The organism is Lentzea flava (assembly GCF_014648475.1).
GTDB lineage: Bacteria > Actinomycetota > Actinomycetes > Mycobacteriales > Pseudonocardiaceae > Lentzea > Lentzea flava.
Genome location: NZ_BMRE01000002.1, coordinates 307,168 through 331,832 on the forward strand (window position 1 = coordinate 307,168; position 24,665 = coordinate 331,832).

General features: G+C 68.4%; 26 protein-coding genes and 1 tRNA gene. 13 read left to right on the forward strand and 14 right to left on the reverse strand.

Features of this window, described 5'->3' with window-relative positions; genetic code table 11:
* Positions 1-17: 17 nt before the first annotated feature.
* From IEZ09_RS05635 to IEZ09_RS05645, 3 genes are read right to left on the reverse strand one after another with little or no spacing between them, the layout of a single operon-like run.
* Positions 18-1,442 carry a PP2C family protein-serine/threonine phosphatase gene (locus IEZ09_RS05635; protein ID WP_189252475.1) on the reverse strand — a complete coding sequence of 475 codons (1,425 nt, stop codon included), beginning with the start codon at positions 1,440-1,442 and terminating at the stop codon, positions 18-20.
* The gene (locus IEZ09_RS05640) at positions 1,439-1,900 is read right to left on the reverse strand and encodes an FHA domain-containing protein FhaB/FipA (RefSeq protein WP_189252476.1); all 462 of its coding nucleotides are present in this window, start codon (positions 1,898-1,900) and stop codon (positions 1,439-1,441) included. Before IEZ09_RS05640 ends, IEZ09_RS05635 begins: the two co-directional genes overlap by 4 nt.
* A gap of 50 nt (positions 1,901-1,950) precedes the next feature.
* On the reverse strand, positions 1,951-3,168 hold the full coding sequence (locus IEZ09_RS05645; protein ID WP_189252477.1) for an FHA domain-containing protein: 1,218 nt from the start codon (positions 3,166-3,168) through the stop codon (positions 1,951-1,953).
* Positions 3,169-3,285: 117 nt separating this feature from the next.
* Between IEZ09_RS05645 and IEZ09_RS05650 the strand changes: the two genes are divergently transcribed.
* From IEZ09_RS05650 to IEZ09_RS05665, 4 genes are all read left to right on the forward strand, one after another.
* Positions 3,286-3,368: transfer RNA gene (locus IEZ09_RS05650), tRNA-Leu, on the forward strand.
* Between the two features lie 89 nt (positions 3,369-3,457).
* Positions 3,458-4,270, forward strand: coding sequence for an NADP-dependent oxidoreductase (locus IEZ09_RS05655; RefSeq protein ID WP_189252478.1), 813 nt, complete (start codon positions 3,458-3,460; stop codon positions 4,268-4,270).
* A gap of 315 nt (positions 4,271-4,585) precedes the next feature.
* Entirely contained in the window at positions 4,586-5,203 is a 618-nt protein-coding gene (locus IEZ09_RS05660) for a hypothetical protein (RefSeq protein WP_189252479.1), read from the forward strand.
* A 15-nt stretch (positions 5,204-5,218) separates the two neighbouring features.
* On the forward strand, positions 5,219-5,875 hold the full coding sequence (locus tag IEZ09_RS05665) for an NAD(P)H-binding protein (protein WP_189252480.1): 657 nt from the start codon (positions 5,219-5,221) through the stop codon (positions 5,873-5,875).
* Here IEZ09_RS05665 and IEZ09_RS05670 read toward each other — a convergent pair.
* Positions 5,872-7,152, reverse strand: coding sequence for a D-arabinono-1,4-lactone oxidase (locus tag IEZ09_RS05670; protein ID WP_229812267.1), 1,281 nt, complete (start codon positions 7,150-7,152; stop codon positions 5,872-5,874). The two genes, IEZ09_RS05665 and IEZ09_RS05670, sit on opposite strands and share 4 nt — an antisense overlap.
* Positions 7,153-7,238: 86 nt before the next feature.
* Between IEZ09_RS05670 and IEZ09_RS05675 the strand changes: the two genes are divergently transcribed.
* A complete protein-coding gene (locus IEZ09_RS05675; RefSeq protein ID WP_189252482.1) occupies positions 7,239-8,420 on the forward strand; it encodes an amino acid deaminase/aldolase in 1,182 nt (393 codons plus the stop codon).
* Here IEZ09_RS05675 and IEZ09_RS05680 read toward each other — a convergent pair.
* Positions 8,417-9,061: a TetR/AcrR family transcriptional regulator gene (locus IEZ09_RS05680; protein ID WP_370467643.1), complete on the reverse strand. Its 645-nt coding sequence runs from the start codon at positions 9,059-9,061 to the stop codon at positions 8,417-8,419. The genes IEZ09_RS05675 and IEZ09_RS05680 overlap by 4 nt on opposite strands.
* A gap of 82 nt (positions 9,062-9,143) precedes the next feature.
* Between IEZ09_RS05680 and IEZ09_RS05685 the strand changes: the two genes are divergently transcribed.
* Genes IEZ09_RS05685 through IEZ09_RS05695 form a run of 3 tightly spaced genes read left to right on the forward strand, consistent with a single transcriptional unit; the run spans position 9,144 to position 12,371 of the window.
* A complete protein-coding gene (locus IEZ09_RS05685) occupies positions 9,144-10,391 on the forward strand; it encodes a GH1 family beta-glucosidase (protein WP_189252483.1) in 1,248 nt (415 codons plus the stop codon).
* 40 nt (positions 10,392-10,431) lie between these two features.
* Positions 10,432-11,592 (forward strand): MFS transporter, encoded by a 1,161-nt coding sequence (locus IEZ09_RS05690; protein ID WP_189252678.1) that lies wholly within the window; start codon positions 10,432-10,434, stop codon positions 11,590-11,592.
* Entirely contained in the window at positions 11,592-12,371 is a 780-nt protein-coding gene (locus IEZ09_RS05695; protein ID WP_189252484.1) for an SDR family NAD(P)-dependent oxidoreductase, read from the forward strand. Before IEZ09_RS05690 ends, IEZ09_RS05695 begins: the two co-directional genes overlap by 1 nt.
* Before the next feature lie 338 nt (positions 12,372-12,709).
* On the opposite strand, the gene IEZ09_RS05700 is transcribed toward IEZ09_RS05695, so the two are convergent.
* On the reverse strand, positions 12,710-13,069 hold the full coding sequence (locus IEZ09_RS05700) for a hypothetical protein (protein WP_035909125.1): 360 nt from the start codon (positions 13,067-13,069) through the stop codon (positions 12,710-12,712).
* 14 nt (positions 13,070-13,083) lie between these two features.
* Positions 13,084-13,350 carry a hypothetical protein gene (locus tag IEZ09_RS05705; RefSeq protein ID WP_301324896.1) on the reverse strand — a complete coding sequence of 89 codons (267 nt, stop codon included), beginning with the start codon at positions 13,348-13,350 and terminating at the stop codon, positions 13,084-13,086.
* A 217-nt stretch (positions 13,351-13,567) separates the two neighbouring features.
* On the opposite strand from IEZ09_RS05705, the gene IEZ09_RS05710 reads away from it, so the two are divergent.
* Together IEZ09_RS05710 and IEZ09_RS05715 are read left to right on the forward strand one after the other, a co-directional pair.
* Positions 13,568-14,950, forward strand: coding sequence for a helix-turn-helix domain-containing protein (locus IEZ09_RS05710; protein ID WP_189252485.1), 1,383 nt, complete (start codon positions 13,568-13,570; stop codon positions 14,948-14,950).
* Between the two features lie 152 nt (positions 14,951-15,102).
* Positions 15,103-15,384 (forward strand): hypothetical protein, encoded by a 282-nt coding sequence (locus tag IEZ09_RS05715; protein ID WP_189252486.1) that lies wholly within the window; start codon positions 15,103-15,105, stop codon positions 15,382-15,384.
* Positions 15,385-15,455: 71 nt separating this feature from the next.
* On the opposite strand, the gene IEZ09_RS05720 is transcribed toward IEZ09_RS05715, so the two are convergent.
* The gene (locus tag IEZ09_RS05720; protein WP_189252487.1) at positions 15,456-16,166 is read right to left on the reverse strand and encodes an SDR family oxidoreductase; all 711 of its coding nucleotides are present in this window, start codon (positions 16,164-16,166) and stop codon (positions 15,456-15,458) included.
* An 87-nt stretch (positions 16,167-16,253) separates the two neighbouring features.
* On the opposite strand from IEZ09_RS05720, the gene IEZ09_RS05725 reads away from it, so the two are divergent.
* Positions 16,254-17,081 (forward strand): LysR family transcriptional regulator, encoded by an 828-nt coding sequence (locus IEZ09_RS05725; protein ID WP_189252488.1) that lies wholly within the window; start codon positions 16,254-16,256, stop codon positions 17,079-17,081.
* On the opposite strand, the gene IEZ09_RS05730 is transcribed toward IEZ09_RS05725, so the two are convergent.
* The 4 genes from IEZ09_RS05730 to IEZ09_RS05745 all read right to left on the reverse strand — a co-directional run bounded on the left by IEZ09_RS05730 (position 17,074) and on the right by IEZ09_RS05745 (position 19,942).
* Positions 17,074-18,093 carry a CopD family protein gene (locus IEZ09_RS05730; protein ID WP_189252489.1) on the reverse strand — a complete coding sequence of 340 codons (1,020 nt, stop codon included), beginning with the start codon at positions 18,091-18,093 and terminating at the stop codon, positions 17,074-17,076. The genes IEZ09_RS05725 and IEZ09_RS05730 overlap by 8 nt on opposite strands.
* Positions 18,090-18,656: a copper resistance CopC family protein gene (locus tag IEZ09_RS05735; RefSeq protein WP_189252490.1), complete on the reverse strand. Its 567-nt coding sequence runs from the start codon at positions 18,654-18,656 to the stop codon at positions 18,090-18,092. Before IEZ09_RS05735 ends, IEZ09_RS05730 begins: the two co-directional genes overlap by 4 nt.
* The gene (locus IEZ09_RS05740; RefSeq protein WP_308202369.1) at positions 18,653-19,360 is read right to left on the reverse strand and encodes a YcnI family copper-binding membrane protein; all 708 of its coding nucleotides are present in this window, start codon (positions 19,358-19,360) and stop codon (positions 18,653-18,655) included. The genes IEZ09_RS05735 and IEZ09_RS05740 overlap by 4 nt, the downstream gene beginning before the upstream one ends.
* 66 nt (positions 19,361-19,426) lie before the next feature.
* A complete protein-coding gene (locus IEZ09_RS05745; protein ID WP_189252492.1) occupies positions 19,427-19,942 on the reverse strand; it encodes a hypothetical protein in 516 nt (171 codons plus the stop codon).
* A gap of 58 nt (positions 19,943-20,000) precedes the next feature.
* Between IEZ09_RS05745 and IEZ09_RS05750 the strand changes: the two genes are divergently transcribed.
* A complete protein-coding gene (locus tag IEZ09_RS05750; RefSeq protein WP_189252493.1) occupies positions 20,001-21,650 on the forward strand; it encodes a BCCT family transporter in 1,650 nt (549 codons plus the stop codon).
* Here the strand turns inward: IEZ09_RS05750 and IEZ09_RS05755 are convergent.
* Complete coding sequence (locus IEZ09_RS05755) at positions 21,628-22,062, reverse strand: DUF6474 family protein (RefSeq protein WP_189252494.1); 435 nt, start codon at positions 22,060-22,062, stop codon at positions 21,628-21,630. The genes IEZ09_RS05750 and IEZ09_RS05755 overlap by 23 nt on opposite strands.
* Before the next feature lie 82 nt (positions 22,063-22,144).
* Between IEZ09_RS05755 and IEZ09_RS05760 the strand changes: the two genes are divergently transcribed.
* Entirely contained in the window at positions 22,145-23,788 is a 1,644-nt protein-coding gene (locus IEZ09_RS05760; RefSeq protein ID WP_189252495.1) for a TM0106 family RecB-like putative nuclease, read from the forward strand.
* Here IEZ09_RS05760 and IEZ09_RS05765 read toward each other — a convergent pair.
* Complete coding sequence (locus IEZ09_RS05765; RefSeq protein ID WP_189252496.1) at positions 23,785-24,543, reverse strand: SDR family NAD(P)-dependent oxidoreductase; 759 nt, start codon at positions 24,541-24,543, stop codon at positions 23,785-23,787. The genes IEZ09_RS05760 and IEZ09_RS05765 overlap by 4 nt on opposite strands.
* Between the last annotated feature and the right edge of the window lie 122 nt (positions 24,544-24,665).

Here is a 24,665-nt window from a genome sequence, read left to right on the forward strand (position 1 = left end):
ACGGGCGAGCCCTTCAACTACGGACCCTCCCGGCATTCCACGCCGACCTTCTGCCCGGTGGTGGGCGACGACTCGCTCGTCGGAGTCTCCGGGTTCGGCGAACCGTTCGCCGGCGCCTGGCTGGTCGTGGTGGTGGGACTCGTCGGGCTCGTGGGACTCGTCGGGCTGGTCTGGTTGCTCGACGTCGACGACGTGTCCTTGCACAACGGCAGCAGGTGTTCGGTGCGCAGCAACCTGACCGCGGCGCGCGCGCCGTCGATCCCGTTGTCGCTGCGGATGCCCGCGGTGATGGTCTTGCGACCACCTTCCTGCAGGTCCTTCAGCGTGATCGGCGTGCAGCCGGTCGATCCGGGCGGGCACGAGTCCTCGACCTTGGACGACAGCTTGAAGCCGAGCACGGTGCCGTTGAGGCCGCGGAAGATCGCGACCTGGCCGTCCTCGGTGGCGCCGACGTAGTACTGGGTGCCCAGCCACAGCTTGCCGCCGACCGCCACGGCGGCGGTCAGCAGGAGCAGCACGAAGATGATCGCGAACGCCTTGATGGCGTTGCGCTTCTTGCGCTTCGGGTCCTGCGGTGGCGGCGGAGGTGCCTCCATGCGCTGCGGCATCGGCGGGCGCTGCTGCGTGAGCGCGCTCGCCCTGGAGGCAGCGGAGTCCGGCGGGGTGTTGTGCTCCTCGCTGCCATCACCGGCCGCGCCGCCGACGATCGGGTAGTCGTCGCCGAAGTCGACGTCCTCGACGTCCGCCACGATCACCGTGACGTTGTCGGGGCCGCCGCCCTTGAGCGCGAGCTCGATCATCCGGTCCGCACAGGCCTGCGGGTCGGGGATGCGGATCGCCTCGTCCAGCGTCTCCTGCGAGACGACGCCGGACAGGCCGTCCGAGCAGAGCAGGAACCTGTCGCCGGCGCGTGCCTCGCGCACGGTGAGGCTCGGCTCGAAGTCGTGGCCGGTGAGGGCGCGCAGCAGCAACGAGCGCTGCGGGTGGCTCGCGGCCTCGTCCGGCGTGATCCGGCCCTCGTCGATCAACGACTGGACGAACGTGTCGTCGTGCGTGATCTGCGCGAACGTGCCCTCCCGGAGCAGGTACGCGCGCGAGTCGCCGATGTGCACCAGTCCGAGCCTGTTGCCCGCGAACAGGATGGCCGTGAGCGTGGTGCCCATGCCCTCCAGGTCCGGGTCGCTCGTGACCAGTTCGGAGATGGCGCCGTTGCCGGCCGCGACCGCGTCGCGGAGCTTGCCGAGGAGGTCGTCGCCAGGCTCGTCGTCGTCGACGTGGGCCAGCGAGGCGATGACCACCTTGCTCGCGACTTCACCGGCGGCGTGGCCACCCATGCCGTCGGCGACTGCGAGCAGGCGAGGGCCCGCGTACACGGAGTCCTGGTTGTTGGAGCGAACCAGGCCCCTGTCGCTGCGGGCCGCGTATCGAAGAACCAAGGTCATGAGCGCAGCTCGATCACCGTTTTGCCAATGCGGATCGGGGTGCCGAGAGGTACTCGCAGGGGTGCGGTGACCTTGGCTCGGTCTAGGTAGGTGCCGTTCGTGGAGCCGAGGTCCTCCACGTACCAGTCGGTGCCGCGCATGGACAGCCTCGCGTGCCTGGTCGACGCGAAGTCGTCGTCCAGGACGAGAGTGGAGTCGTCAGCGCGGCCGATCAGGATCGGCCTGCCGTCGAGCGAGATGCGGGTGCCGGTCAGCGCACCGTGGGTGACCACGAGCTGACGCGGCGCCTTGCTTCCCCTCGCCGACTTCTCGGACCTCCGGAAACCGGGCAGACCTGACGCCCGGAGCCCTGAGGCTGCGTAAAGATCAGAGCGGACCACACGTAGGGCGGCCAGCACAAAGAGCCAGAGAAGCACGAGAAAGCCTGCTCTGGTCAGCTGCATCACCAGCTCGGCCACCGGTTGTAACCGCTCCTGCCTTGAGTTGCTTACCGACGCCCGTGTCGACCTCAGCCCGCGGTGCGGAAGACCAGTGACGAGTGGCCGATGCGGACGACGTCGCCCTCCGCGAGTTGCCAAGTCTGCACTGGCGTGCCGTTCACCGTGGTCCCGTTCGTCGAACCGAGATCAGCGAGCATCGCATTCTGCCCGTCCCAGGAGATTTCCAGGTGGCGCCTGGAGACACCCGTGTCCGGGAGGCGGAAGTCGGCTTCCTGCCCACGTCCTACGACGTTTCCACCCTGCTTGAGGTTGTACGTGCGGTTGGAACCGTCGTCGAGGTGCAGGGTCGCGTTGAGCTGGCGGTTGGCGCCCTGGGTGGCCGGAGGGGCGTATCCGCCCTGGTTGTAGCCCTGGTCGTAGCCGCCAGGCTGGCCGTAGGCCGGCTGCTGGCCGTAACCCTGGTCATACCCGCCCGGCTGGCCGTAACCCTGGTCGTAGCCACCGCCCTGCTGGCCATAACCCTGGTCGTAGCCCTGCTGGCCGTAGCCCTGTTGCTGGCCGTAACCCTGGTCGTAGCCGCCGCCCTGCTGGCCGCCGCCGTAACCCTGGTCGTAACCCTGCTGGCCATAGCCCTGGTCGTAGCCCTGCTGGCCGCCGCCGTAGCCGCCGCCCTGCTGGCCGTAACCCTGGTCGTAGCCCTGCTGGCCGTAGCCCTGGTCGTACCCCTGCTGGCCATAGCCCTGTTGCTGGCCGTAGCCCTGCTGGTCGTAACCCTGCTGGCCGTAGCCGCCCTGACCATAAGGGTCCTGGCCGGGCTGGCCCTGTCCTTGTCCGTAGCCGGGTGGCTGGCTCATGGATCGGTCTCCTGCGGTGCGAGGTGGTGCTGACCGTCGGCTGGCCGCTTTCACGTCGGGGTCGACGGACGAGCTGGTTCGGAACTGTCCGGTGTGCAGCGCCTCGGAGCGCTCCAGGGAGACTACGACGTCACCATAGGTATCCCATCCGGACTCGGCCAGGTGCTCTCGCAGGCCCTCTGCGAGAAGCTGGGTGATGCGTAGTTCATCCTGCTCATCGCCCGCAAGACGCTCGTGGTCCTGAGGTCCGAGCAACACTTTGTAGTGGTTGGGGGCTAGCAGTCTGCCACCCGCGAGCTCGCGGATGTTGCTCTCACCCTCCCGTTGCAGCGCCTGTGCCACCTCTTGGGGCACGACGTTGCCGCCGAACACGCGCGCGAAGGTGTTGCCGACAAGACCTTCCAACTTGCGCTCGAAGCGTTGCAGGCCCACGTCAACTCCTTCCGCTCGGACGGGCTCCTGTACCGATCGTATCCGGGTGCGACCCGGCCTACAGGGGGCGATTAGGAACCTGGTTTGGACGCGTGCTAGTGTTCTCCACGTCTCCAGGGGCAAGTGGCGGAATGGCAGACGCGCACGGTTCAGGTCCGTGTGTCCGAAAGGACGTGGGGGTTCAACTCCCCCCTTGCCCATCGAAAGACAGAGGGAACCCCTCTCGCGGAATCCGCGAGGGGGGTTCTTTCGTTGATCGGCAGTATCAGATTCCTTGATCCAACAGGTGATGTCTGTCACTCGTTCGGGGGTCGGCATGTGGGCGATAGCGGCGGCGGACTTCGGCGCGGAACTCGAACTCGTGGAGCTTCCCGAGCCGGAAGCGGGTCCGAACGAGTTGAAGGTGCGCTTGTTCGCGGCGAGCGTGAACCCGTTCGACCGCAAAGTCGTCGACGGCATGCTTCGCGGTTCCGCGGAACACCGGTTCCCGTTGGTTCCCGGAACTGACGGGGCGGGTGAGGTCGTTGGTTCCGGAGAGAGGATTTTCGGAACGTTCTTCCACCGTCCCGTCGGCATCGGTACATACGCCGAGTACGTCACAGTTCCGGCGGGGAACGCGTTGGCTCCGTTGCCGGAAGACCTCGATCCCGCCGTTGCCGCCGCATTGCCGACCGCGGGTATGACCGCCCTGCAGTTGGTCGAGTCGCTGGGTTCCGCGCAATCCGTGCTGATCATCGGGCCGAACGGCGGCGTGGGTTCGTTCGCCGTCCAGATCGCTCGTGCGGCCGGCAAGCGGGTGATCCCGATCGGCCGGGGCGACTCTCTCGTCGAGGCCGACGCTCTGATCGATCTCGTCAGCGCCGACCGTTCGTCGTTCGAGGCGAACGCGCGCTACGCGCCGTTGGCCTTCAACACCAACTACGTCTCCAGCGATCCGGCCCAGAACTTCGGCATGAAGGGGTCGCGGGAAACGCTCGTGCGCCTCGCGTCGATGGTTCAGGCGGGAGACCTGACCGTGCCGATCAGCCGCCGGGTGCCGCTGCGCGAGGCGACTGACGTTTTCGCAGGTCACGGGCCTGGCAAGACCGTGATCATCATGTAGGTGGTCGTTCTGGCGCGGTGAACGGTCGACGGGCGGTGACCGGTGCCGCTGACCGGCTTTTCGTCCCCACGCGTAGCGCACCCACTCTGAGCAGCACTTTTGGTGCGTCCAACCGGATTAACGTCACCCAGACGGCAGCACCGTAGGACCGAACTCCCCGCGCTGCTCTTCGACCGGTCACCGACCGGTCGGCGCCGTCGATCGCAGGGGGTGCGGTGACCCGGGGGCGGGCCGCGCGCTTCCTGGTACGCCTTATCCAGAGCACGAGTCGAAACGCGGCGGATCGCCCGCCGCGGGTGGCGAGGAGGCACTGGCGTGAGCAGCACCCCAGCAAGGATCGCGGCACCCGGCAGCGCACAGGGACTGTCGACCACCGCGCTCCCGGTTCCGGAACTGCCCGCGTCCGTCGAGGAGCTGGCAGCCGCTGCGGCGATCCGCCTCGGCTGGCACGGCGTGGTTCTGCCGGAGATGGTCCTGATGGGCCGCAAGGTCGTCGTCGTGGCCGAGCTCCTGGCCGACGCCCACGCCGAGCGCGTGTGCGTGGGTGCGGGCCCCGAGGCCGACAAGACCACCGTTTCCACGTGGGTGTGGCCGGAGATGGAAGGCCGCGTCCCGCCGGCCGCCGTCCGCATCGTCGGCGTCCTGGCCGTCGCCCGCCACTGGCGCACCGCGCTCGCGTCCGCCGTCCCCTTCGCCCGCTACGGCAACGCCGCGGTCGTCCTCCCGGAGTCGGTCGCGTTCTCGCACGACTACCTGTCGAACTGCCTGCCGCGCGTCCGCCGCTACGGCGTCTCGGTCCTGCTGGCCGACGACGAGAAGGACCTCTCGGTCGACGTCTCCGGCCGCCAGGAGACCGTGCCGGCCGAGGACACCGCCATCACCCGCTGGGTCAACGAGCTCGTCTACGAGCAGGTGCTCGCCACCGCCTCCTGATCTACGGTCGGGGGCATGCGAGTAGTCATAGCCGGCGGACACGGGCAGATCGCGCTGCTTCTGGAGCAGCAGCTGGCCACCCGTGGAGACGCGGCGACAGCACTGGTCCGCAACCCCGATCACTTCAGCGACGTGCAGGAAGCCGGAGCCGTTCCGGTGCTGTGCGACCTCGAGTCCTCCGACCTGGACTCGGTCGCCGCGTATTTGAACGGCGCGGACGCCGCGGTTTTCGCCGCAGGCGCAGGGCCAGGCTCAGGAGCCGCCCGCAAGGACACCGTGGACTACGGGGCCGCCGCCCTGTTCGCCTCGGCCGCGGTCGAGGCGGGGGTGCGGCGGTTCGTCCAGGTGTCGACCGTCGGGATCGAGTCCGCCGACTCCCCGTCCGTGGATCCGGAGTTCGCGGTCTACCTCAAGGCCAAGAAGCTGGCCGAGGAAGACCTCAGGTCCCGTGACCTCGACTGGACGATCCTGCGGCCGGGACCGTTGGTGAACGACCCGCCCACCGGACTGGTCACGCTGGCAGCGCCCCGGTTGCCGCGGGCGTCGGTCACTCGGGCGGACGTCGCTGCCGTGCTGGCGGAGTTGCTCAACGCGCCGCAGACGATCGGCAAGACGCTGGAGCTCACGAACGGCGAGACGCCGGTCGCCGACGCCGTTCGCGCGATTCTCTAGCCGAGCACCCGGTCCAGGTAGGTGTTCGTGAACGTCCTGCCAGGATCGACTTCGTCCCGCACCCGCAGGAAGTCGTCGAAGTGCGGGTACAGCGGACGGAGTTCGGTCGCCGTCAGGTCGTGCATCTTGCCCCAGTGCGGACGTCCGCCGACGGACGCGGCGATGCTCGCGTACGCGTCGAAGAAGGCCTTGTACTGCATGCCGAGCGCCTGGTGCATCGAGATGTACGCGGTGTCGCGGCCCGACGCGGTGGACAGCCAGATGTCGTCGGCCTGCGCGACTCGCACCTCGCACGGCACGATCAGCGCGTCCCGGTCGCCGAGCTTGTTCGCGACCGCGCGGAGTTCCGCGATGACGTCCATCAGCGTCTCGCGCGGGATGGAGAACTCGGTCTCCACGAACCGGACTCGGCGCGGCGTCACGAAGACGTTGTGCGAGTAGTCCGAATAGGACCGTTCGGAGATCAGCGAGCCGCAGATCTCGTTCAGCTTGCGGGTGTAGCGCGGGAACGTCTTGGCCACCTTGCACACCGCGCCGAACGCGGCGTTCTCCATGACCTCGTACTCCCAGAGCTGGCGTGCGCGGGAGAGCGGCTTCGCCGGCTCGGGAATCCTGTTGTTGCGCTTGAGGATCACCCGGTCGGAGTGCGTGAACCAGTGGAACTCCACGTGGTCCTCGACCGCGCACAGGTCGTCGAACTGCTCCAGCACGGCGTCGAGCCGGCCGGGTGCCTCGGAGGCCTGCAGCACGAACGACGGCACGCACTGGAGCGTGATCGTGCTGATGATGCCGAGCGCGCCGAGGCCGACGCGGGCGGCGTTGAACAGGTCGGGGCGTTCCGAGCGAGAGCACGTGACGACGGATCCGTCAGCCAGCACGAGTTCCAGTTCGGCGATGGCGGTGGCCAGGACGCCGAGCTTGGCGCCGGTGCCGTGGGTGGAGGTCGAGACGGCGCCCGCGATGGTCTGGGCGTCGATGTCGCCGAGGTTCGGCATGGCGAGGCCGAGGCGGTGCAGGTCGGCGTTCAGCACGTGCAGCGGGGTGCCGGAGCGGACGGTCACCAGGCCGGACTCCGTGTCCGCGCGCACGATTCCCGTCCAACGGTTCAGGTCGAGCGCCACCTCGGGCGCGACCGCGATGTCGTTGAACGAGTGACCGCTGCCCCGCGCGCGGACACGGCCGGCGGACACGACCGCCGCCGCGATCTCGTCCGTGCTCGTCGGGTGGACGACGCGCGTAGGCGTGCACGAAGCCGTTCTAGCCCAGTTCGTCCACACACGGACCTCCACGAGAGAGTGTGACCTGCGAGTAACGTAAGTGAAAGCTCTTCACGTTTCAAGGGTTGACGACGTACCGTCAGTGCATGCGCAGAACACGACTCGACGTCGCGACGAAGGACCTGGATCCTCCGTTCGCGATCGTCGACCTGGACGCCTTCGACCACAACGCGGCGGACCTCGCCCGCCGCGCTGCCGGTCATCCGATCCGGGTCGCGAGCAAGTCGATCCGCGTGCGCGACCTGGTGAGCCGGGCACTCGAACGGCCCGGCTACTCCGGGATCATGTGCTACTCGCTGGCCGAGGCGCTGTGGTTGTCGGAGCAGAACGTCAGCGACGACCTGCTGGTGGCCTACCCGACCGCTGACCGCGCAGCGCTGCAAAAGCTCGCGGCCAACGAAACCGCACGTCAGCGCGTCACCATCATGGTCGACTCGATCGAGCACCTCGACTTCGTGGACGCCGCGATCGGCCCGCACTCCGACATCCGCGTGTGCCTCGAACTGGACGTCTCGTGGCGCCCGCTGCCCGGCGTCCACATCGGTCCGCGCCGTTCGCCGATCCACACCCCGCAGCAGGCCCGCGCGCTCGCCGCCAGGATCACCCAACGGCGAGGCTTCAAGCTCGTCGGCGTCATGGCGTACGAGGGCCAGATCGCGGGCCTCGGCGACAACCCGCCCGGCCAGCCGTTGCGCGCCATCGGAATCCGGCTCATCCAGGCCAAGTCCGGCCCCGAGCTGGTGGCCCGCCGCACCGCCGCGATCACCGCCGTCAGGCAGGTGGCAGACCTGGAGTTCGTCAACGGCGGCGGCACCGGCAGCCTCGAACTGACCGGCTCCGACCCGTCCGTCACCGAGCTCGCGGCAGGCTCCGGCCTCTTCGGCCCGACCCTCTTCGACGCCTACCAGTCGTTCAAGCCGGTGCCCGCGGCGCTCTTCGCGCTGTCGGTGGTCCGCAAGCCGAACAAGCGCACGGCAACGCTCTTCGCCGGCGGCTACATCGCGTCCGGCACACCGACGCCCGACCGGCAGCCGTCGCCGTACCTGCCGGAGGGGCTGAAGACGCTCGGCCTCGAAGGCGCGGGCGAGGTGCAGACGCCAGTCACCGGCAAGGCCGCCGAGCAGCTGAAGATCGGTGACCGGGTCTGGATGCGGCACGCCAAGGCGGGCGAGCTGTTCGAGCGGTTCGACGAGGTGCACCTGGTGCGAGGTGACCGGATCGAACGGACCGTGCCCACGTACCGCGGTGAGCGCCGCAACTTCGGCTAGGCCGGGAGGCGCGACGACAGGTAGCCCCTGACCAGCACCTTCGCCTCCAGCAGGATCGCCTGGTCGCCGGTCGAGCTGTTCCGGAACGCCATCTTCAGCACGGCGTCCGCGGCCTCGACCGCGATCGCGATCGGCAGCTGGACCTCGCTCATCGGGATCCCGAACTTGCCGGAGATCAGCTCGGAGATCTTGTCGGAGATGACGGCGTTGTTGTCGCGGCGATCGTCCAGCAGCCGCATGTCCACGACGTCGCCGAAGTGCAGTTTCCCGAACGCGGGGATCTCGCGGTGCATCGTCACGTAGACGTCGAACACCGTGTCCACGGCGTCCCACCAGTGCTCGAGGGTCGCCTTCTCGAGCCGTTCGGTGATGCCCTGGGAGAACCTGTCGACGTTGCGCAGGGTCAGTGCCTGCACGACGGCTCTCTTGTCCGGGAAGAACTGGTACAGCGAGCCGACCGCCACACCCGCTCTCTCCGCGATCAACGTCGTGGTGACGCCGTCGTAGCCCACCTCGTCGATGAGGGTCGCGCAGGCCTCGAGCATTCGCTCTACTCGCTTGGCGCTGCGCTGCTGGACGGGCTGACGGCGAAGCGGGGTGGTGCTCGTCACGGCGACTCCCAGTAGTTCGGGTGCTTCCATCTTGCCTGTTGTACGGCTCTTTCACTTCCCTGAACCTGTCAACACGCCTACGATCCGAACAAGTTTCACATTTGGAGGATCGATGAGCGACTTCCTCTGGGGAGTGTCGACGTCCGCGTTTCAGATCGAAGGCGCGTTCAACGAGGGCGGCCGGGGTCCCTCCGTGTGGGACGAGTTCGCTCCGGTGCACGACAACCACAACGCCAGCGTCGCCTGCGATCATTACCACCGCTGGCGTGAAGACGTTGCGCTCATGACACAGCTCGGCGTGAACGCGTACCGGTTCTCCATCGCGTGGCCGCGCATCCAGCCGACGGGCAAGGGACCTGTCAACGCCGAGGGGCTCGACTTCTACGACCGCCTGGTCGACGCGCTCGTCGACGTCGGCATCGCCCCCGTGGTCACGCTCTACCACTGGGACACCCCGCTGGAGCTCGAAGCCGAGGGCGGGTGGCTCAACCGGGACATCGCCGACCGGTTCGCCGACTACACCGCGCTGGTCGCCGACCGTCTCGCCGACCGGGTCAAGCTGTGGATCCCGATCAACGAGCCCGCGATGGTGACGTTGCAGGGCTACGCGATCGGTGAGCACGCGCCGGGCAAGACGTTGCTCTTCGACGCGTTGCCGACCGCCCACCACCTGAACCTCGCTCACGGTCGTGCGGTGGAAGTGCTCCGGTCGTTCAACGCGAACCAGGTCGGCACCGCGAACAACCACACGCCCGCCTGGCCGGCTGCTCCGAACGACGTAGCAGCTGCCGAGGCGTACAGCGAAATCCACAACTGGTTGTACGCGGACCCACTTCTGTCGGGCCGATATTCCGACGCAGTCGCGGATCGGCTGCCGATCGAGAACGGTGACCTGCGGACGATTCACCAGCCGCTCGACTTCTACGGCGTGAACTACTACAACCCGACGCGGCTGAAGTCGCCGTCGGAGGGCAACCCGCTGCCGTTCGAGCTGGTGGAGATCGGCGAGTACCCGCGGACCGGCTTCGGCTGGCCGATCGTGCCGTCCGGGCTGACGGAGATGATCACCCAGCTCCGCGAGCGGTACCCGAACCTGCCGCCGGTGTACGTCACCGAGAGCGGCTGCAGCTTCCCGGACGAGATCGAGGACGCCGACCGGATCTCCTTCCTCGACGGACACCTCAAGGCAGCGCAGGCGGCGGACGTGTCCGGCTACTTCGTGTGGTCCCTGCTCGACAACTTCGAGTGGGAGGCCGGCTATTCGCAGCGGTTCGGGCTGGTCCACGTCGACTACGAGACCCAGCGACGCACTCCGCGCGACTCGTTCCACTGGTACAGAAAGGTGATCAGTGGTGAGTGAGGCACTGGCCGAGCCGATCGTCCCGGTTCGACGGAGCTGGATGGCGTGGCTGTTCGTCGCGAACCTCGGACTGTGGCTCGCGATCTACGCACCGATCCAGGTGCTGTTGCCGCAGCAGGCCGAGCTGCTGGACAAGGCGGGCAAGGAGTTCGTGTTCGGCGTTGTCACCGGTGTCGGCGCCCTGGTGTCGTTGCTGGTGGTGCCGCTCATCGGGTTCCTGTCCGACCGCACGACCTCGCGGTTCGGCCGTCGTCACCCGTGGACGGTGGGCGGCTCGGTCGTCGGGGCGATCGGCCTCGGCGTCCTGGCCGGTGCGGACTCGGTGTTCGTCATGACGCTCGGCTGGTGCCTGGTGCAGGCGGGGATCGGCGGCATGCTCGCCGCGCTGACGTCCGCCGTGCCCGACCGGGTGCCGGTCGTGCAGCGGGCGCAGGTCGGCGGATTGATCGGCATCAGTCAGATGCTCGGCACGGTGCTGGGTGCGGTCGTGGTGACGTTGCTGGTCAGCGGCCTGCCGGCGGGTTACCTGACGTGTGCGGTGATCGTTGTGACCGGCGGGTTGTTCTTCGTGCTGAGGACACCGGACACGCAGCTGATCGTGAAGCCGGTGCGGCCGACGTTCTGGATCTCGCCCCGCGAGCACCCCGACTTCGCGTGGGCGTGGCTCGGGCACTTCATGATCAACCTGGGCAACGCGTTCGGCACGCTGTACCTGTTGTTCTTCCTCGGTGACGTGGTGCACCACCCGTCGCCGGAAGACGGTCTGCTGGTGCTGATGGTGCTCTACGGGGTGGCACTCGCCGCAGGAGCGGTGCTGTTCGGCGCACGAAGTGATCGTTCTGGGCGCCGCAAGCCGTATGTGTACCTCGCGTCGGCCGTCATGGCGCTCGCCGCGTTGCTGTTGGTCATCTGGCCCACTTGGACGGCCGTTCTGGTCGCCTCACCGCTGCTCGGCATCGGTTTCGGCACGTACTGGGCGGTCGCGATCGCCCTGCTCACCCAGGTGCTGCCCGCCGCGTCCGACCGGGCGAAGGACCTCGGCGTGCTGAACGTCGCCAACGCGTTGCCGCAGGTCGTGGCCCCCTTGCTGACCGCCTTGATCTTGGCCAACCTTGGTGGCTACCGCGGGTTGTTCGCGGCGTCCGCGCTGGCGACGGCGCTGGCGGCGGTGTTGATGAGTCGAGTGCGATCGGTGGTCTGATGCAGCTGTCGGGCAAGAGGGTTCTGGTCACTGGAGCGTCCCAGGGGATCGGCGCGGAGGCCGCGTTCCGGTTCGCGGCACACGGCGCGCACGTCCACCTTGTGGCCCGGAGCGCCGAACTGCTCGATCTACAGGTCAAGCGGATCACCGAGTTCGGTGGCTCGGCCTCCGCCCACCCGGCCGATCTCGCGGACGCCGCGCAGATCCGCGCGCTCGCCGAGGAGGTCGAAGCGCCTGACGTGCTCGTCAACAACGCGGGCGTCGGCCGCTGGTTGTTCCTCGACGACACCTCGGCCGACGAACTGCAGACGATGACCGCTGTGCCATACGTGGCGGCGTTGCTGCTGACCAGGGAGTACTTGGGAGCCATGCGTTCCAGGCGGTCCGGCTGGATCGTCAACGTGAACTCGCCGGTGTCACGCCTCCCGATTCCCGGTTGCGTGGGCTACCAGTCGGCGCGGTGGGCGTTGCGAGGTCTGACTGCGTCGCTGCGGCTCGACCTGCGAGGCACCGGCGTCGGTGTGAGCGAAGTGGTGCCGGGCAAGGTCTCCAGCGAGTACTTCAACAACAACCCCGGTGCCGAGGAGCGGATTCCGGCGATCGCGAGGCTGATCCCGACGGTGACGCCGGAGCGGTGCGCGAAGGCGATCGTCGACGCCGTGGAGAAGGAACGCGCTGAGCACCTGTTCCCGTGGCAGCTCAAGGCCTTCGAGATCTCCGGCCGGCTGTTCCCCGGCCTGACCTCGTACCTGGCCTGGAGGACCGGCACCCACCGCTGACCTGTGGACAGGTCGAGATCTTGGCCTGGAATTGTCGGTGGTGCCTGGAAGAATTGCAGCAAGGGTTCCCCTTCACGGGGGGACCCTTGCGTGAGCGTGGAAACGGCCCCTTGCCTGCGCGGGAGGTGCAGGCAAGGGGCCGACGTGGTGACCGCGGACCGACAACGGTCGGGGAGGGAAGGTGCACGTCACCGGCCCGCGGGAATCTGTGGAGTTGTTGAGCTGACCGGGGTCCGCGATGTCGCGGTCGGGGGTTCGCCCATCGCGGACCACCGGTCAGTAGGCCGTTTGCAGACCTGGTCGTGTCGGGGGGACGCCAGGTCAGTCGCAAAGGCCCGTTAGTGGGCTCGAGCCACCGCGCGGCGGGTTCTGGTGACAGGAGGGGTCACCGGAGCCTCGCGCAGGTGGCGAGCCGGGCGCGGGGCGAGTCCGCCCGCAACCAGGTGTTCGTACGCGGCGCGCCACACCGAGCAAGGTGACTTCTGCTGGCGCCAGCGGCCGGAGCACTCGGGGCAGTTGCCCTTCTCGTCCGGCTCGTGCGCTGCCAGCAGAGCACGCCATCCCTCGGTCAGCCGAGGGAGCTCGGATCGAGCCACCGACAGCAGGGACGGGGCATCTGCGCGGCTCGCCAGCTCCGTGAGCAGGTCGAGACGTTCCCACACAGCGTTGCGAAGAACCTGTCCGAGGATCGCGTCCATCGAAGAAGTCACCGTCACCTTTCCGCCTGGTCGGCGGCTTCGCGTAGCGCAGCCCTGAGCTGTACGAGCTGGTCGTGGGACAAGACTGCCGTCTCACCGGGAGGTCCCACCAGAACCACTTGGCCCTGAACGACCTTCACGGTGAGCTGGCGGTCCCGGTCGACCACGTCGCCGCAGCTGATCTGCCACGTCCGACGCTGCCCGGTCGTCGTGCCGCGCCATGTGGAGTCGGTGTCACCCGTCTCCACAATGGAGGTGGAACTCGGGGAGGAGCTGTCCACTATTGGTCGTTCCTCTCCGTGCTCACTCGCTTACCGGAATCTAGATTGCGATGATTCATGCCGGAACGGGACGTCACAGCGCTGACCGGTGGAAGTCTTACGGTGAGCGGTAAGCGGTGTTCGGTGGGGCCGATCAGCCTCGCCGAAGAGGACTTCTCGGGCTCGGGGACCTGCCCCTAGTCTGCCGATGACGCCCAACGGACTGTGAGGGTGCGCGATGAACACCATGGGTTCCCAGGGCTCTCCGATTCCCGCCGAGGTGTGGGATCAGCAGGAGATGCGGGACGCACTGGCCCGACGAGAGATCAGCTCGGTCTACCGGCTGCTCCGACGGCACGGCGTGTCCCAGCGCCAGATCGCGGCGCTCACGGGTCAGTCGCAGTCCGAGGTCTCGGAGATCCTCAAGGGACGCCAGGTGATGGCTTATGACGTCCTGACGCGGATCGCCGTTGGCCTGGGTGTCCCACGTGGATACATGGGTCTCGCCTATGACGAGACAACGGCAGTGAGGGTGGCCGCAACCGCGGACTCACCCCATCCTGAGGAGGACGAGTCGGTGAAGCGTCGGAAGTTCCTCGCGCACGCCGCCGCCGTGACAGTGGGCGCGGCCGTGTTCGGAGCGGACTCCGGGTCGTGGGTTTCTCACCCCACACAGACTCCGGCTCCGGGACGCATCGGCATGACCGATGTGCGCCAGGTCGAAGCGGCGACGCGTGCTCTGCGAGCCCTCGACTACCAGTACGGCGGCGGTTCCTGCCGCGACGCCGTGGTCGCCCAGCTGTCCTGGGGACAGCAGATGCTCGGTGCGAGCTCGACCGACGTCGTTCGGCAGCGCCTCTACGTCGCGCTGGCCGACCTGCACAACCTCGCCGGCTGGACGTCGTTCGACACGGGCCTGATGGACTCGGCCCGCAACCACTTCGGTCAGGCGCTCGACCTCGCCAAGCAGGGCGAGAACGAGGCGCTGATGGCGAACATCCTGTACCGCATGGGCCGCGTCTACCTGCACCAGAACGCCCCCGACGACGCACTGAAGGTGTTCCAGCTGGGTCAGCTGGCGGCGCAGAACTCCGGTTCCGAACTGGCCGTGGGCATCCTGTGCGCGAACGAGGCCTGGGCCTACGCGAAGATGGGTTCCGACGAGCAGGCGCTCAAGCTGCTCGGCCGCGCGCGCGACGAGTTCTCCCGCGCGAACGTCGCGGAAGCCCCGGCCTGGGCCAAGTTCTTCAACGAGATCGACCTCTCGTCCATGATCGGCACGGTGCACACGGAGCTGGCACAGACTGTGGATGCCAAGTACACGCGGACCGCGATCCCCGCCCTGTCCAAGGCGATCAACAACTTCGGTGACGAGTACGCGCGCAGCCGCTCGTTCAACCTGACCTCGATGGCGATCAACCACCTGCTCGAAGGCGACATCGACCACGGCGCCAAGATCGGCCGCCAGGCCGTCGACCTGTCGGAAAGCCTCAAGTCGGTCCGCACGAAGCAGCGCATGGAGCCGCTGCGCCAGGAAGCCGAGAAGCGCCGCAACAACCCAGAGGCCCGCGAGCTGGCCGACCGCGTCGCCCGCTTCACCGGAGCCGACACGGCCGCCTAGTCGAATCTCGTTTGGGTCCTATAGCACCACTTTTGGATGGTGTGGGACACGAACCGGTAACGCCAGAGCCTTCTCCCACGAATGCAGCATCGACGGGCGAGAAATCCACGCCTAAGGTGCGGCAGGTCGGGGCGAAGGACGAGGTGCGGCGCGTGAGCCTTACTCGGAGGTGGCGTTCCAAGAGAGCGCTGCGGTCCGCGCAGTTGCTCGACGAGGTCGTCGACACCCAGCTACCGCTGCTGGCGTCGTTCGACGAGGAGCGACGGCGCCGTTCGGCCGACTACCTCGCGGAGCTCGTGGCTCTGGCGCAGGACTACCGCTACTACGCCAACGGCTGGATCGACAGCCGCGAGCTGGACCGCCGCGGCCAGCGGACGATGAACCGCTTGGCGCGCATGCGTGAGGAATCTTCGGCTCGACTGATCACCGACTAGTCCATTCGTGGGCAGCTCGTCGCGCCGATCGGACCACTCGTCGAGCCCTGTGAATGTTTCACGTTGAACAATCACCAGGGGACTGGTCCGCTGTGGTCGAACAGGCCTCCGGTAGGACCGTCGTCGGGCAGGGTGGCCAGCCTGATCGCGATCCTGGCTCCCTCCGCGGGTGTGTCCCTCCCCTGGAAGCCGTTGAGATCGGTCGCCACATAACCGGGACAGGCCGCGTTGATCTTGATGTTGGTGAGCTCCTTGGCGTACTGGACGGTGAGCGCGTTCAGGAACGTCTTCGACGGCGTGTAGGTGCCGTTGATCTCGCCGAACTCCACTCCTGGCGTGGTCTGCAAGGTCAGGGACGCGAGGTGGCTCGACAGGTTGACGATCCGCGGTCGCGCGGAACGGGTGAGCAGCGGCAGCATCGCGTTGGTGACCCGGACGACGCCGACGACGTTGGTCTCCAGCACCTCCCGCAGGCTCTCCGGTGTGGCGGCGGACGGCGCGGCCGGCCAGGCTCCGGCGATCGCCGCGTTGTTGACCAGCACGTCGAGGCGGCCGAACCGTTCCTCGAACAGCGCTGCTGCCGCCTTGACGCTCTCGTTGTCGGTCACGTCCAGCGGCACGGCGAACGCGTCGACACCGTTCGCCCGCAGCTTCGCCACCGCCTCCTCGCCACGTCCGGCATCTCGCGCGCCGACTCCGACGGTCATCCCGAGACCGGCCGCGATCTCGTAGCCGATGCCCTTGTTCGCGCCGGTGACCAGCGCAATCGTCTGTTCGCTCATGCAGTTGATCGTGGTCGGACACGCGTTCAGGACCAACATCACTTCGGTGTGGCAGCGATACCCGGCCGGTATCGATAGCGTGCACGTGTGGAGACCCGGGAGCTTCGGTACTTCGTCGCGGTCGCGGAAGAACTGCACTTCGGCCGGGCCGCCGACCGTCTCGGCATCGCCCAGCCACCGTTGTCGCGGACGATCGCCCAGCTCGAACACCGGCTCGGCGTCGCGTTGCTGACCCGCACCAGCCGCAAGGTCTCGCTCACCGAGGCGGGCGCGGTGCTGCTGGCCGAGGCGCGGTCGATCCTCGGTGCGGTCGCCGCGGCCGAGAGGCGGACACGCAACGTCGACCGGCCTTCGCTGGTGCTGGCCGCCAAGGCCGGCGGTTCCAGCGAACTGCTGGCGAAGCTGCTCGACGCCTACGCCGCCGAGCCGGGCGCGGTCGCCGTCGACCTGCTGCTGTGCCAGGCCCACACCGCGCAGCCGCTGCTCGACGGCCGTGCCGACGTGGCGATCCTGCACGAACCGTTCGACTCGACAGCGGGTCTCGACGTCGAGCCTCTGCACGCCGAGAGCCAGTTCGCGATCCTGTCGAGCTCGCATCCACTGGCGGGAGCGACGCAGCTGCGGATGGCCGACGTCGTCGACCTGCCAGAACTCGCGCGCTGGCCGGAGCCCGACGGCACCTACCTCCCCGGCCCCGGCGTGGAGGTGCACGACCTGACGCAGCTGTTCCAGATGATCGCGCTCGGCCGTGCCGTCGCGGTCATGCCCGAGGTGGTGCGCACCGGTCTGCTCGAAGGCCTGGTCGCGGTACCGGTGGTGGACGCGCCGAAGGTGACGACGGTGATCGCGTGGCCACCGCACAGCAGGTCGCGTGCTGTGGCCGACCTGGTGCGCGTGGCGATGAGGTTCAGCTGACGGGCGCCCGGCTGAGCACCACGGCGAGCCCGAACGCCACGCCCATGATGGTCACCTCCAGCACGGCCCACTGCACGATCGCGGTGACCTTGTGCTGCGAGATCTTCGGCAGCAACCGCCACCGGATGTGCGCGCCCAGCAGCGCGATCAGTCCCGCACACACCGCCTTGCCGATGAACAGCAACCCGTAGCCGGTCGTGAACAGCGACTGCGGGAACGGCACGACCGGGTTGAGGATCAGCTCCAGCAACCCGTTGAACAGGCCGGTCACCGACACCACGATCAGCGAGATGGTCGCGACCTTGGAGAACTTCGGCAGTGCGACCGCCAGCAGCCCCTTGCGGTAGGCGACCAGCGCCATCACCGCGCCGAGCCCGCCCGTCCACGCGGCGGCGCCCAGCACGTGCAGCTCCATGGAGACCATCGAGTAGTCGTGGTACTTCCAGTTGGAGGCGTGCCCGGTCACCGGAATCGGCAGCAGCCCGAACATCGAGATGAGGATCCGCAGCTCGGCGGGCACCGACTCGCCGCTGCGCACGGCCATCACGCCGACGAACAGGTAGACGAACGCGCAGGCCGCGCTGAACAGCAGGCCCTTGCCCGCGCCGACGTTCGCGATGTACTCGATCGCGTTGCCGATGCTGACGTCGCTGCCCGGCCGCAGCTCAGCGGCCTGCAGCGCGATCGCCAGCAGTGCCGTGGCGACCCAGACGGCGGCGGCGACGACCGCCGCCGGCCGGGCGAGGCGCATCACCGGTTCGGTGTGCGTGGGCCGGTCGAAGCCGAGCAGCTTCGGCAGGATCGACAGCCCGACGACGATGGTCGCCGAGACGTCCAGCAGGACTCGGGTGACCGGCAGGCCGTACCGGACCGCCGCCCCGGCGTCCACGATCCCGGCAACCACGACGGGTGGTGCCAGCAGGAGGCCGAGCGCGATGCCCGCGAGTGCACCGAGGACGAGACCGGCGAGCACGCGGTAGTGGGAGGGAGCGGCGGTCCGGACGTCACTCATGCCTTGGTGCCTCCGCCGCGCAAGGCGAAGAACACGCCGCCGAAGAGCAGCGCCACGGCGCCGGCGATCCACACCCAGATGGGCAGGTCGCCCTGCGAGTGCGGGTCGGCGCCTGAGCCGTCGTTCGCCGCTTCCCCTCGCGGTGTGCCCGAGCCGTCGTTCGCCGCTCCCGCCCGCGGTGTGCCGGTGCCGTCTTTCGTGAGCGTGAACGTCAGCTCACCGGAGACGGGGTGGCCGTCCGCGGACAGGATGCGGTAGCCGATCTTGTACAGCCCTGCCTTGCCCAGTGCGCCGACAGCCTGGGTGACCGTGTTGTCCTTGATCATCGGGTCGCCGGGCAGTTCGTAGTGGCCACCGCCGCCGTCGACGACCGTGACCTTGTTGATGCCCTGGCCGCCCTGCACGTCCTGGTCGAACGTCAGCGTGACCGTGGACGGTCCGACCTCCAGCGAGGACTTGTCCTTCGGGTCGCTGCTGATCAGTGCGTTGTGCGCCGCCGCGGGGGCGGCCGTGACGAGCACGGCCGCACCAGCGATCAGGCACGCGATGAGCGCGCGCTTCATGCCTTGCGCCGCGAACGCAGGATGGCGCCGACACCGAAGCCCAGGCCGAGCGCGCCGACGGCCAGGCCGGCGCCACCGAGGTAGCGGGCGGTCTGGTCGGAACTCGTGGAGGCCGACGCCTCGTGCGTCTCGGTGCTCGTGTTGGACGCGCCGTGGCCGTGGTCGTCGGCGGCGGCCTTCTTCGGGGCGAGCTTCAGCGCGGGCGCCGGGTGCTCCGGCTCCTTGCCGTCGGCGCCGGTCGACTGGTTCCAGTCGACGACCTCGCCGTTCTCGTAGGTCTGCTTGGCCGGGAGTTCGAGCTTGTCCTTGCCCTCCGGCAGGGTGCCCAGCGCGACGAAGAACTCCTGGTACTCGTTGATCCCGATCTTCACGCCGGGGTCGGCGGTCCAGGTGATCGTCTTGAACGCCTCGGTGATCTCCTTGCCGCCGACCGTCACGGGCTTGTCGAGCTTGCCCTTGACGGCCTCGGCCTTCCAGCCGGGCAGTGGCTTGGTGCGCACCGAGGTGAGCGGGGTGTCCTGCGGGAGGGTGACCTCGAGCTTGATCGTGCCCGCGTTGTCCCGCTCGTTCGGGACGCGGAACGCGAATGTCGCGCGGCCGCCCTGGGTGAACTCCGAGGGCTGGGCGCTGACGTGCGCGGATGCGATGGCCGGGGTGCCGAGGACGGCCAGCCCGGCCACGCCGAGGACGGCGAGCGTGCGCACGCCAAATCGATTTGTCGACATGAAGTTGTGGCTCCTGATTGCCAAGGGGATTGGGTGATTGGGTGATCAGGAGTTGTTCGGTGGCCCGCGTCGCCCGTGCGCACGCGTGTACAACGCCACGTGCTGCCGTTGCGTGTACGGCGTGCTCGTGAACGTCCGCACCGGCTTGGTGACCGGCAACGGCGTGAGCCTGCGGGGGATCAGGCGCGTGACCGCGGCGAACAGCCTGAACAGGGCGTTCTCCGCGTGGAACAGCAGCAGTCCGGTCAGCGTCGCGGCGACGAGGTGCGCCACGAACATCCGGCCAGTGAGCGTGTTCGTGTGCTCGTGGTTGACCCAGGTCAGCAGCACGTGTTGCGCGAGCTGGGCCGTGGCGAGCCCGGCGATGACCGAGAGCCGCCCGGTGCGCTTGTCGGCGAGGCTGCCCGCGGCGAACGCGATCAGCACGACGAGCGGCACCGCGTGGACGAACTCCGACAGGTCTCCGCCGCCCAGCCCGTGTGCGGCGATCGTGAGCGCGGACGAGGTCAGCGCAAGTGCGGCACCACGCAGGGTGCGCAACTCACTCGACCGTGTGCTCACGCAGGTGAGGGTAATCGGGTGAGTTTGCCGCGGTCTATGAGCGGGTAGCTAGGTTCGCATGCACAACCAATGCGACCAGCCGGGCCGTACCGACCGGGTCGTGTTCGGCGTTGCTGCAGGTCTGACGCTCGCGTTCGTGACCTGGGGAATCGTCGGCACCTCCAGTCTCGCCACCTTCTCGAAGACGGCGCTCGGCTGGATCATCCAGAATCTGGGATGGGCCTTCGTGATCTCGGCCTCCGGGTTCGTGGTCTTCGCCCTGTGGCTCGCGTTCAGCCGCTACGGCAAGATCCCGCTCGGCCGTGACGACGAGAAACCCGAGTTCAAGACGGTCTCGTGGGTCGCGATGATGTTCAGCGCCGGTATGGGCATCGGTCTGATGTTCTACGGCGTCAACGAGCCGCTCTCGCACTACGTGAAGCCACCACCTGGGACTTCGGGCGATCCGCTCGAGACCGCGATGGCCACCACCCTCTTCCACTGGACGCTGCACCCGTGGGCGATCTACGCCGTCGTCGGCATCGCGATCGCGTACGGCAGCTTCCGCCGTGGCCGGTCTTCGCTGATCAGCGCCGCGTTCACCCCGCTGCTGGGTCGCCGCGCGGCCAGCGGCTGGGGCCGCGCCATCGACGTGATGGCGATCTTCGCGACGTTGTTCGGCTCGGCGGCGTCGCTCGGGCTGGGCGCGTTGCAGATCGGGTCCGGTCTGGAGGCGGCCGGCTGGGCGGGCAACGTCGGCAAGGGCGTGCTCGTCGCGATCATCGCGGTGCTGACGGTGGCGTTCGTCGCGTCCGCCGTCTCGGGTGTCGCTCGCGGGATCCAGTGGCTGTCGAACATCAACATGGTGCTGGCCGTGGTGCTGGCCCTGTTCCTGTTCGTGGTCGGTCCGACCGTGTTCATCCTGAACCTGCTGCCGACCGCGCTGGGCGACTACTTCCGCGAGCTCGCGAACATGGCGGGCCGCACCGCCGCCTCTGGCGGTGACGCGACGGAGACGTGGCTGTCCGGGTGGACGATCTTCTACTGGGCGTGGTGGATCTCGTGGACGCCGTTCGTCGGCATGTTCATCGCGCGGATCTCGCGCGGCCGCACGATCAAGCAGTTCGTGGCTGGCGTGATCCTGGTGCCGTCCGCGGTGTCGCTGGTGTGGTTCGCGATCCTGGGCGGGACGGCGATCTTCGAACAGCGGTCCGGGGTCGACCTGGCGGGTCAGTCGTCGCCGGAGTCGCAGCTCTTCGCGCTGCTCGACCAGTTCCCGCTGGCTGCGATCGCCGGTGTTGTCGTGATGGTGCTGGTGGCGATCTTCTTCGTGTCCGGCGCGGACGCCGCGTCGATCGTGATGGGAACGCTCTCCCAGCGCGGGTCGATCAGGCCGACGAAACCGGTGGTCGTCTTCTGGGGCGTGCTGACCGGTGCCGTCGCCGCGGTGATGTTGCTGGTCGGCGGCTCGAACGCGCTGACAGGCCTGCAGAACCTCACGATCATCGCGGCCTTGCCGTTCATGGTCGTGATGGTCGGGCTGTGCGTGTCGTTGGCCCGTGACCTGCGGTCCGACCCGATGATCAAGCGTGAGGAACGGGTGGCCGAGGTGATGGAGGAGGTCACCGCGCACCTCGACCCCGGTCAGGTGGTCGAGGAGGCGGCGGTGAAGGCCGTGGCCGAGGTGACCGGGAAGGTTCCGGAGGTCAGCGCACGTTCAGGCGCCTGAGCAGTTCCTGTTCCAGCACGTCCAGATCGGTTCCGACGGCCCGGTGCGCGGCTTTGCGCCGGGCCGTCGGCATGCGTTCGGAGGCACGAACGGCGGCGAGGAGCTGGGCGAGCCGGGTCTCGGTCTTCGAAACCCACGCTTCGTCGGAAGCGCGCAATGACTCCAACGAGTCGGAGAAACCGACAATCCGTGCGTGCAATCGGGCGCCGTAACCCGAGTACTTGCCGATGTCGGCGACATCGATGCCGAGACGGCGTGCGCGATAGCGGTCGTACTGCTCACTCAGCATCCCGGCACCGCGGGCCAGCACCGGAGCGAGGACCGGAATGAGCGCCGGGGCGACCACCTTCGCCACTCCGACCAGGTTCTTGGCCCTCTTGGGCGTGATCAGATGCCCGGTTTTGCGCGCCATTCGGGTACACCTCCTCCGTCAGATGAAACTTACTGCCCAGGTTGCTGACACATGAGGTCGACTCGCGACATACCCTGCATCAGTGACTTCCCAGGTGCAGCTCGACGCCGGCGTGGTCACTCGTTGTCGGCGGCGGGTGCACCTCGAAAACGATCCGGAGATGCGCGACGCTCCCAAAGCGGCGCCGGATCCGGCTTCGGAACAACGGAAAGCGGACGCGACGAACCATCGTCGCGCGGTGGCGGACGCCCTCGGCCGGATCGTCGGCTCGAACCTCTTCGAGGTGCCGAACGGGCCGGACGTGCGCAGCGCGGACCGCGAACGCGTCACGCTCGCCGCGATGGAGATGGGCGCGCCGTACATCTGGGGCGCCGCGCTGCCGCGTGACCCGCGTGGTGGTCGTCGCGGTGGCATCGACCTGCTGGTCAAGGACTCCACCGGCTACGTGCCGGTGCTCGTCGTGCGGCACAAGATCACCGATCCCGGCCAGGGCGCGCGCACGAGTCCGTTGACCATGCCGTTGCCCGGTGGCAGCCGCACGGACCCGCACCGCAAGGTCCGGCCCCAGCCGCGTGACCAGCTCCGGCTGGCCCACGCACAGCGCCAGCTGCAGGCCGCCGGCTACGCGGCGCACGGCCGGGCGACCGGTGGCGTGATCGGCATGGACGCGGACGTGGTGCTGTGGCACGACCTCGAAGCGCCGACGTGGCCCGGCGGGCGCACCGCGCTGGCCGAGTACGACGCGCGGTTCTCCGACCGGCTGGCCGTGGCGCTGGCGGCGGTGAACCAGAAGGACCCGCTGGCCAGGCCGTCGCGGATCGTCGACTGCAAGACGTGCCCGTGGTGGCCGACCTGCGACGCCGACCTCAGGCAGGGGCGGGACGTCAGCCTCGTCGTGCGCGGCGAGGACGCGGTGGCGCTGCGCAAGATCGGTCTGTCCACTGTGGACGCGCTGGCCGAGCTGGACCCGCACGCCGAAGGCCCGATCCAGCTGGTGGGCATGCCGTTCGGTGACGCGGTCGTGCTGGCGCGGGCGTGGTTGCGCGACCTGACGCTGGTGCGCCGGGTGCCCGAGATGAAGGTGCCGCGCGCGGACGTCGAGGTCGACGTCGACATGGAGAGCTTCGGTGATCTCGGCGCGTACATGTGGGGCTGCCTGCTGTCCGGAAAGGACATCGACGAGGAGCAGGGCTACCGCGCCTTCGTCACGTGGGACGCGCTGCCGTGCGACGACGAGGCGCGCAGCTTCGCCGAGTTCTGGACGTGGCTGACCGGCATCCGGCTGCGCGCCAAGGCACGAGGGCTGTCGTTCCGCGCCTACTGCTACAACGAGCTCGCGGAGAACCGCTGGCTGCTGGCGTCGGCCGAACGCTTCGCGGGCAAGCCGGGCATCCCGACGACCGCCCAGGTCAAGGAGTTCATCGAGTCCGACTCCTGGGTCGACCTGTTCGGCATCGTCCGCGAGCAGTTCCTGTGCGCCCACGGCAAGGGCCTGAAGATCATCGCTCCGGTCGCGGGCTTCCAGTGGCGCGACCCGGAGGCAGGCGGCGAGAACTCCATGCGCTGGTACCGGGCCGCCGTCGGGATGAACGGCGACGCGCTCGACACCGAGCAGCGGCGGCGGTTGCTGGAGTACAACGAGGACGACGTCCGGGCCACCCACCGCCTGCGCGAGTGGATGACCTCGGACGCCATGTCACGTCTGCCGTACGCGGGCGACCTCTAGCGAGGGGCCATGCGGAGAGCGCCGTCCATGCGGATGACCTCGCCGTTCAGGTAGTCGTGCTCGATCAGCGAGACCGCGAGCTGCGCGTACTCGGACGGCTGGGCCAGGCGCTTCGGGAACGGCACCCCGGCCGCGAGACCCGCGCGGAACTCGTCGGACACCGTGGCGAGCATCGGGGTGTCGACGATGCCGGGTGCGATGGTCAGCACGCGGATGCCGACCGACGAGAGGTCGCGGGCGGCCGGGAGGGTCATGCCGACGACGCCGCCCTTGGACGAGGCGTAGGCGACCTGGCCGATCTGGCCGTCGAACGCGGCGATCGAGGCGGTGTTGATGATGACGCCGCGGGCGCCGTGCTCGAGCTCCTCGGTCTTGCCCATGGCGGCGGCGGCCAGGCGCAGGACGTTGAAGGTGCCGATCAGGTTGACCTCGATGATCTTGCGGTAGAGGTCGAGGTCGTGCGGGCCGGTCTTGCCGACGGTGCGGGACGACGGGCCGATGCCCGCGCAGTTCACCGTGATGCGCAACGGGTTGCCGGAGCCTGCGGCCGTGTCGACGGCGGCCTGGACCTCTTCGCCGGAGGTCACGTCGGCGGCCAGGTAGGTGACGTTCTCGACGACGTCGGCCTTCTCGATGGCGCTGGGCAGGTCGAGCGCGAACACCTGCGCTCCACGCGCCGCCAGCGCACGTGCGGTCGCGCCGCCGAGACCGGACGCGCCACCGGTGACGATGGCCGCGGTACCCGAGATCTCCATGCCTTCATCCTCCTCAAAGCGAACTGCTCGCGAGGAGGTTAACGCTCGTTACCTGTACTTCAACGGTCGGACCAGTGCAGCAGTGCCACGAGGGGCACCGCCGCCAGCAGTGCGAGGGCGAT

Excerpts from the sequence above, each read along its gene's own strand:
- IEZ09_RS05635 (WP_189252475.1), bottom strand. The coding sequence starts at position 1,442 with ATGACCTTGGTTCTTCGATACGCGGCCCGCAGCGACAGGGGCCTGGTT.
- IEZ09_RS05655 (WP_189252478.1), top strand. The coding sequence starts at position 3,458 with ATGTCTGTCACTCGTTCGGGGGTCGGCATGTGGGCGATAGCGGCGGCG.
- IEZ09_RS05665 (WP_189252480.1), top strand. The coding sequence starts at position 5,219 with ATGCGAGTAGTCATAGCCGGCGGACACGGGCAGATCGCGCTGCTTCTG.
- IEZ09_RS05675 (WP_189252482.1), top strand. The coding sequence starts at position 7,239 with ATGCGCAGAACACGACTCGACGTCGCGACGAAGGACCTGGATCCTCCG.
- IEZ09_RS05680 (WP_370467643.1), bottom strand. The coding sequence starts at position 9,061 with ATGGAAGCACCCGAACTACTGGGAGTCGCCGTGACGAGCACCACCCCG.
- IEZ09_RS05685 (WP_189252483.1), top strand. The coding sequence starts at position 9,144 with ATGAGCGACTTCCTCTGGGGAGTGTCGACGTCCGCGTTTCAGATCGAA.
- IEZ09_RS05690 (WP_189252678.1), top strand. The coding sequence starts at position 10,432 with ATGGCGTGGCTGTTCGTCGCGAACCTCGGACTGTGGCTCGCGATCTAC.
- IEZ09_RS05695 (WP_189252484.1), top strand. The coding sequence starts at position 11,592 with ATGCAGCTGTCGGGCAAGAGGGTTCTGGTCACTGGAGCGTCCCAGGGG.
- IEZ09_RS05700 (WP_035909125.1), bottom strand. The coding sequence starts at position 13,069 with ATGGACGCGATCCTCGGACAGGTTCTTCGCAACGCTGTGTGGGAACGT.
- IEZ09_RS05710 (WP_189252485.1), top strand. The coding sequence starts at position 13,568 with ATGAACACCATGGGTTCCCAGGGCTCTCCGATTCCCGCCGAGGTGTGG.
- IEZ09_RS05720 (WP_189252487.1), bottom strand. The coding sequence starts at position 16,166 with ATGAGCGAACAGACGATTGCGCTGGTCACCGGCGCGAACAAGGGCATC.
- IEZ09_RS05730 (WP_189252489.1), bottom strand. The coding sequence starts at position 18,093 with ATGAGTGACGTCCGGACCGCCGCTCCCTCCCACTACCGCGTGCTCGCC.
- IEZ09_RS05735 (WP_189252490.1), bottom strand. The coding sequence starts at position 18,656 with ATGAAGCGCGCGCTCATCGCGTGCCTGATCGCTGGTGCGGCCGTGCTC.
- IEZ09_RS05750 (WP_189252493.1), top strand. The coding sequence starts at position 20,001 with ATGCACAACCAATGCGACCAGCCGGGCCGTACCGACCGGGTCGTGTTC.
- IEZ09_RS05755 (WP_189252494.1), bottom strand. The coding sequence starts at position 22,062 with ATGGCGCGCAAAACCGGGCATCTGATCACGCCCAAGAGGGCCAAGAAC.
- IEZ09_RS05765 (WP_189252496.1), bottom strand. The coding sequence starts at position 24,543 with ATGGAGATCTCGGGTACCGCGGCCATCGTCACCGGTGGCGCGTCCGGT.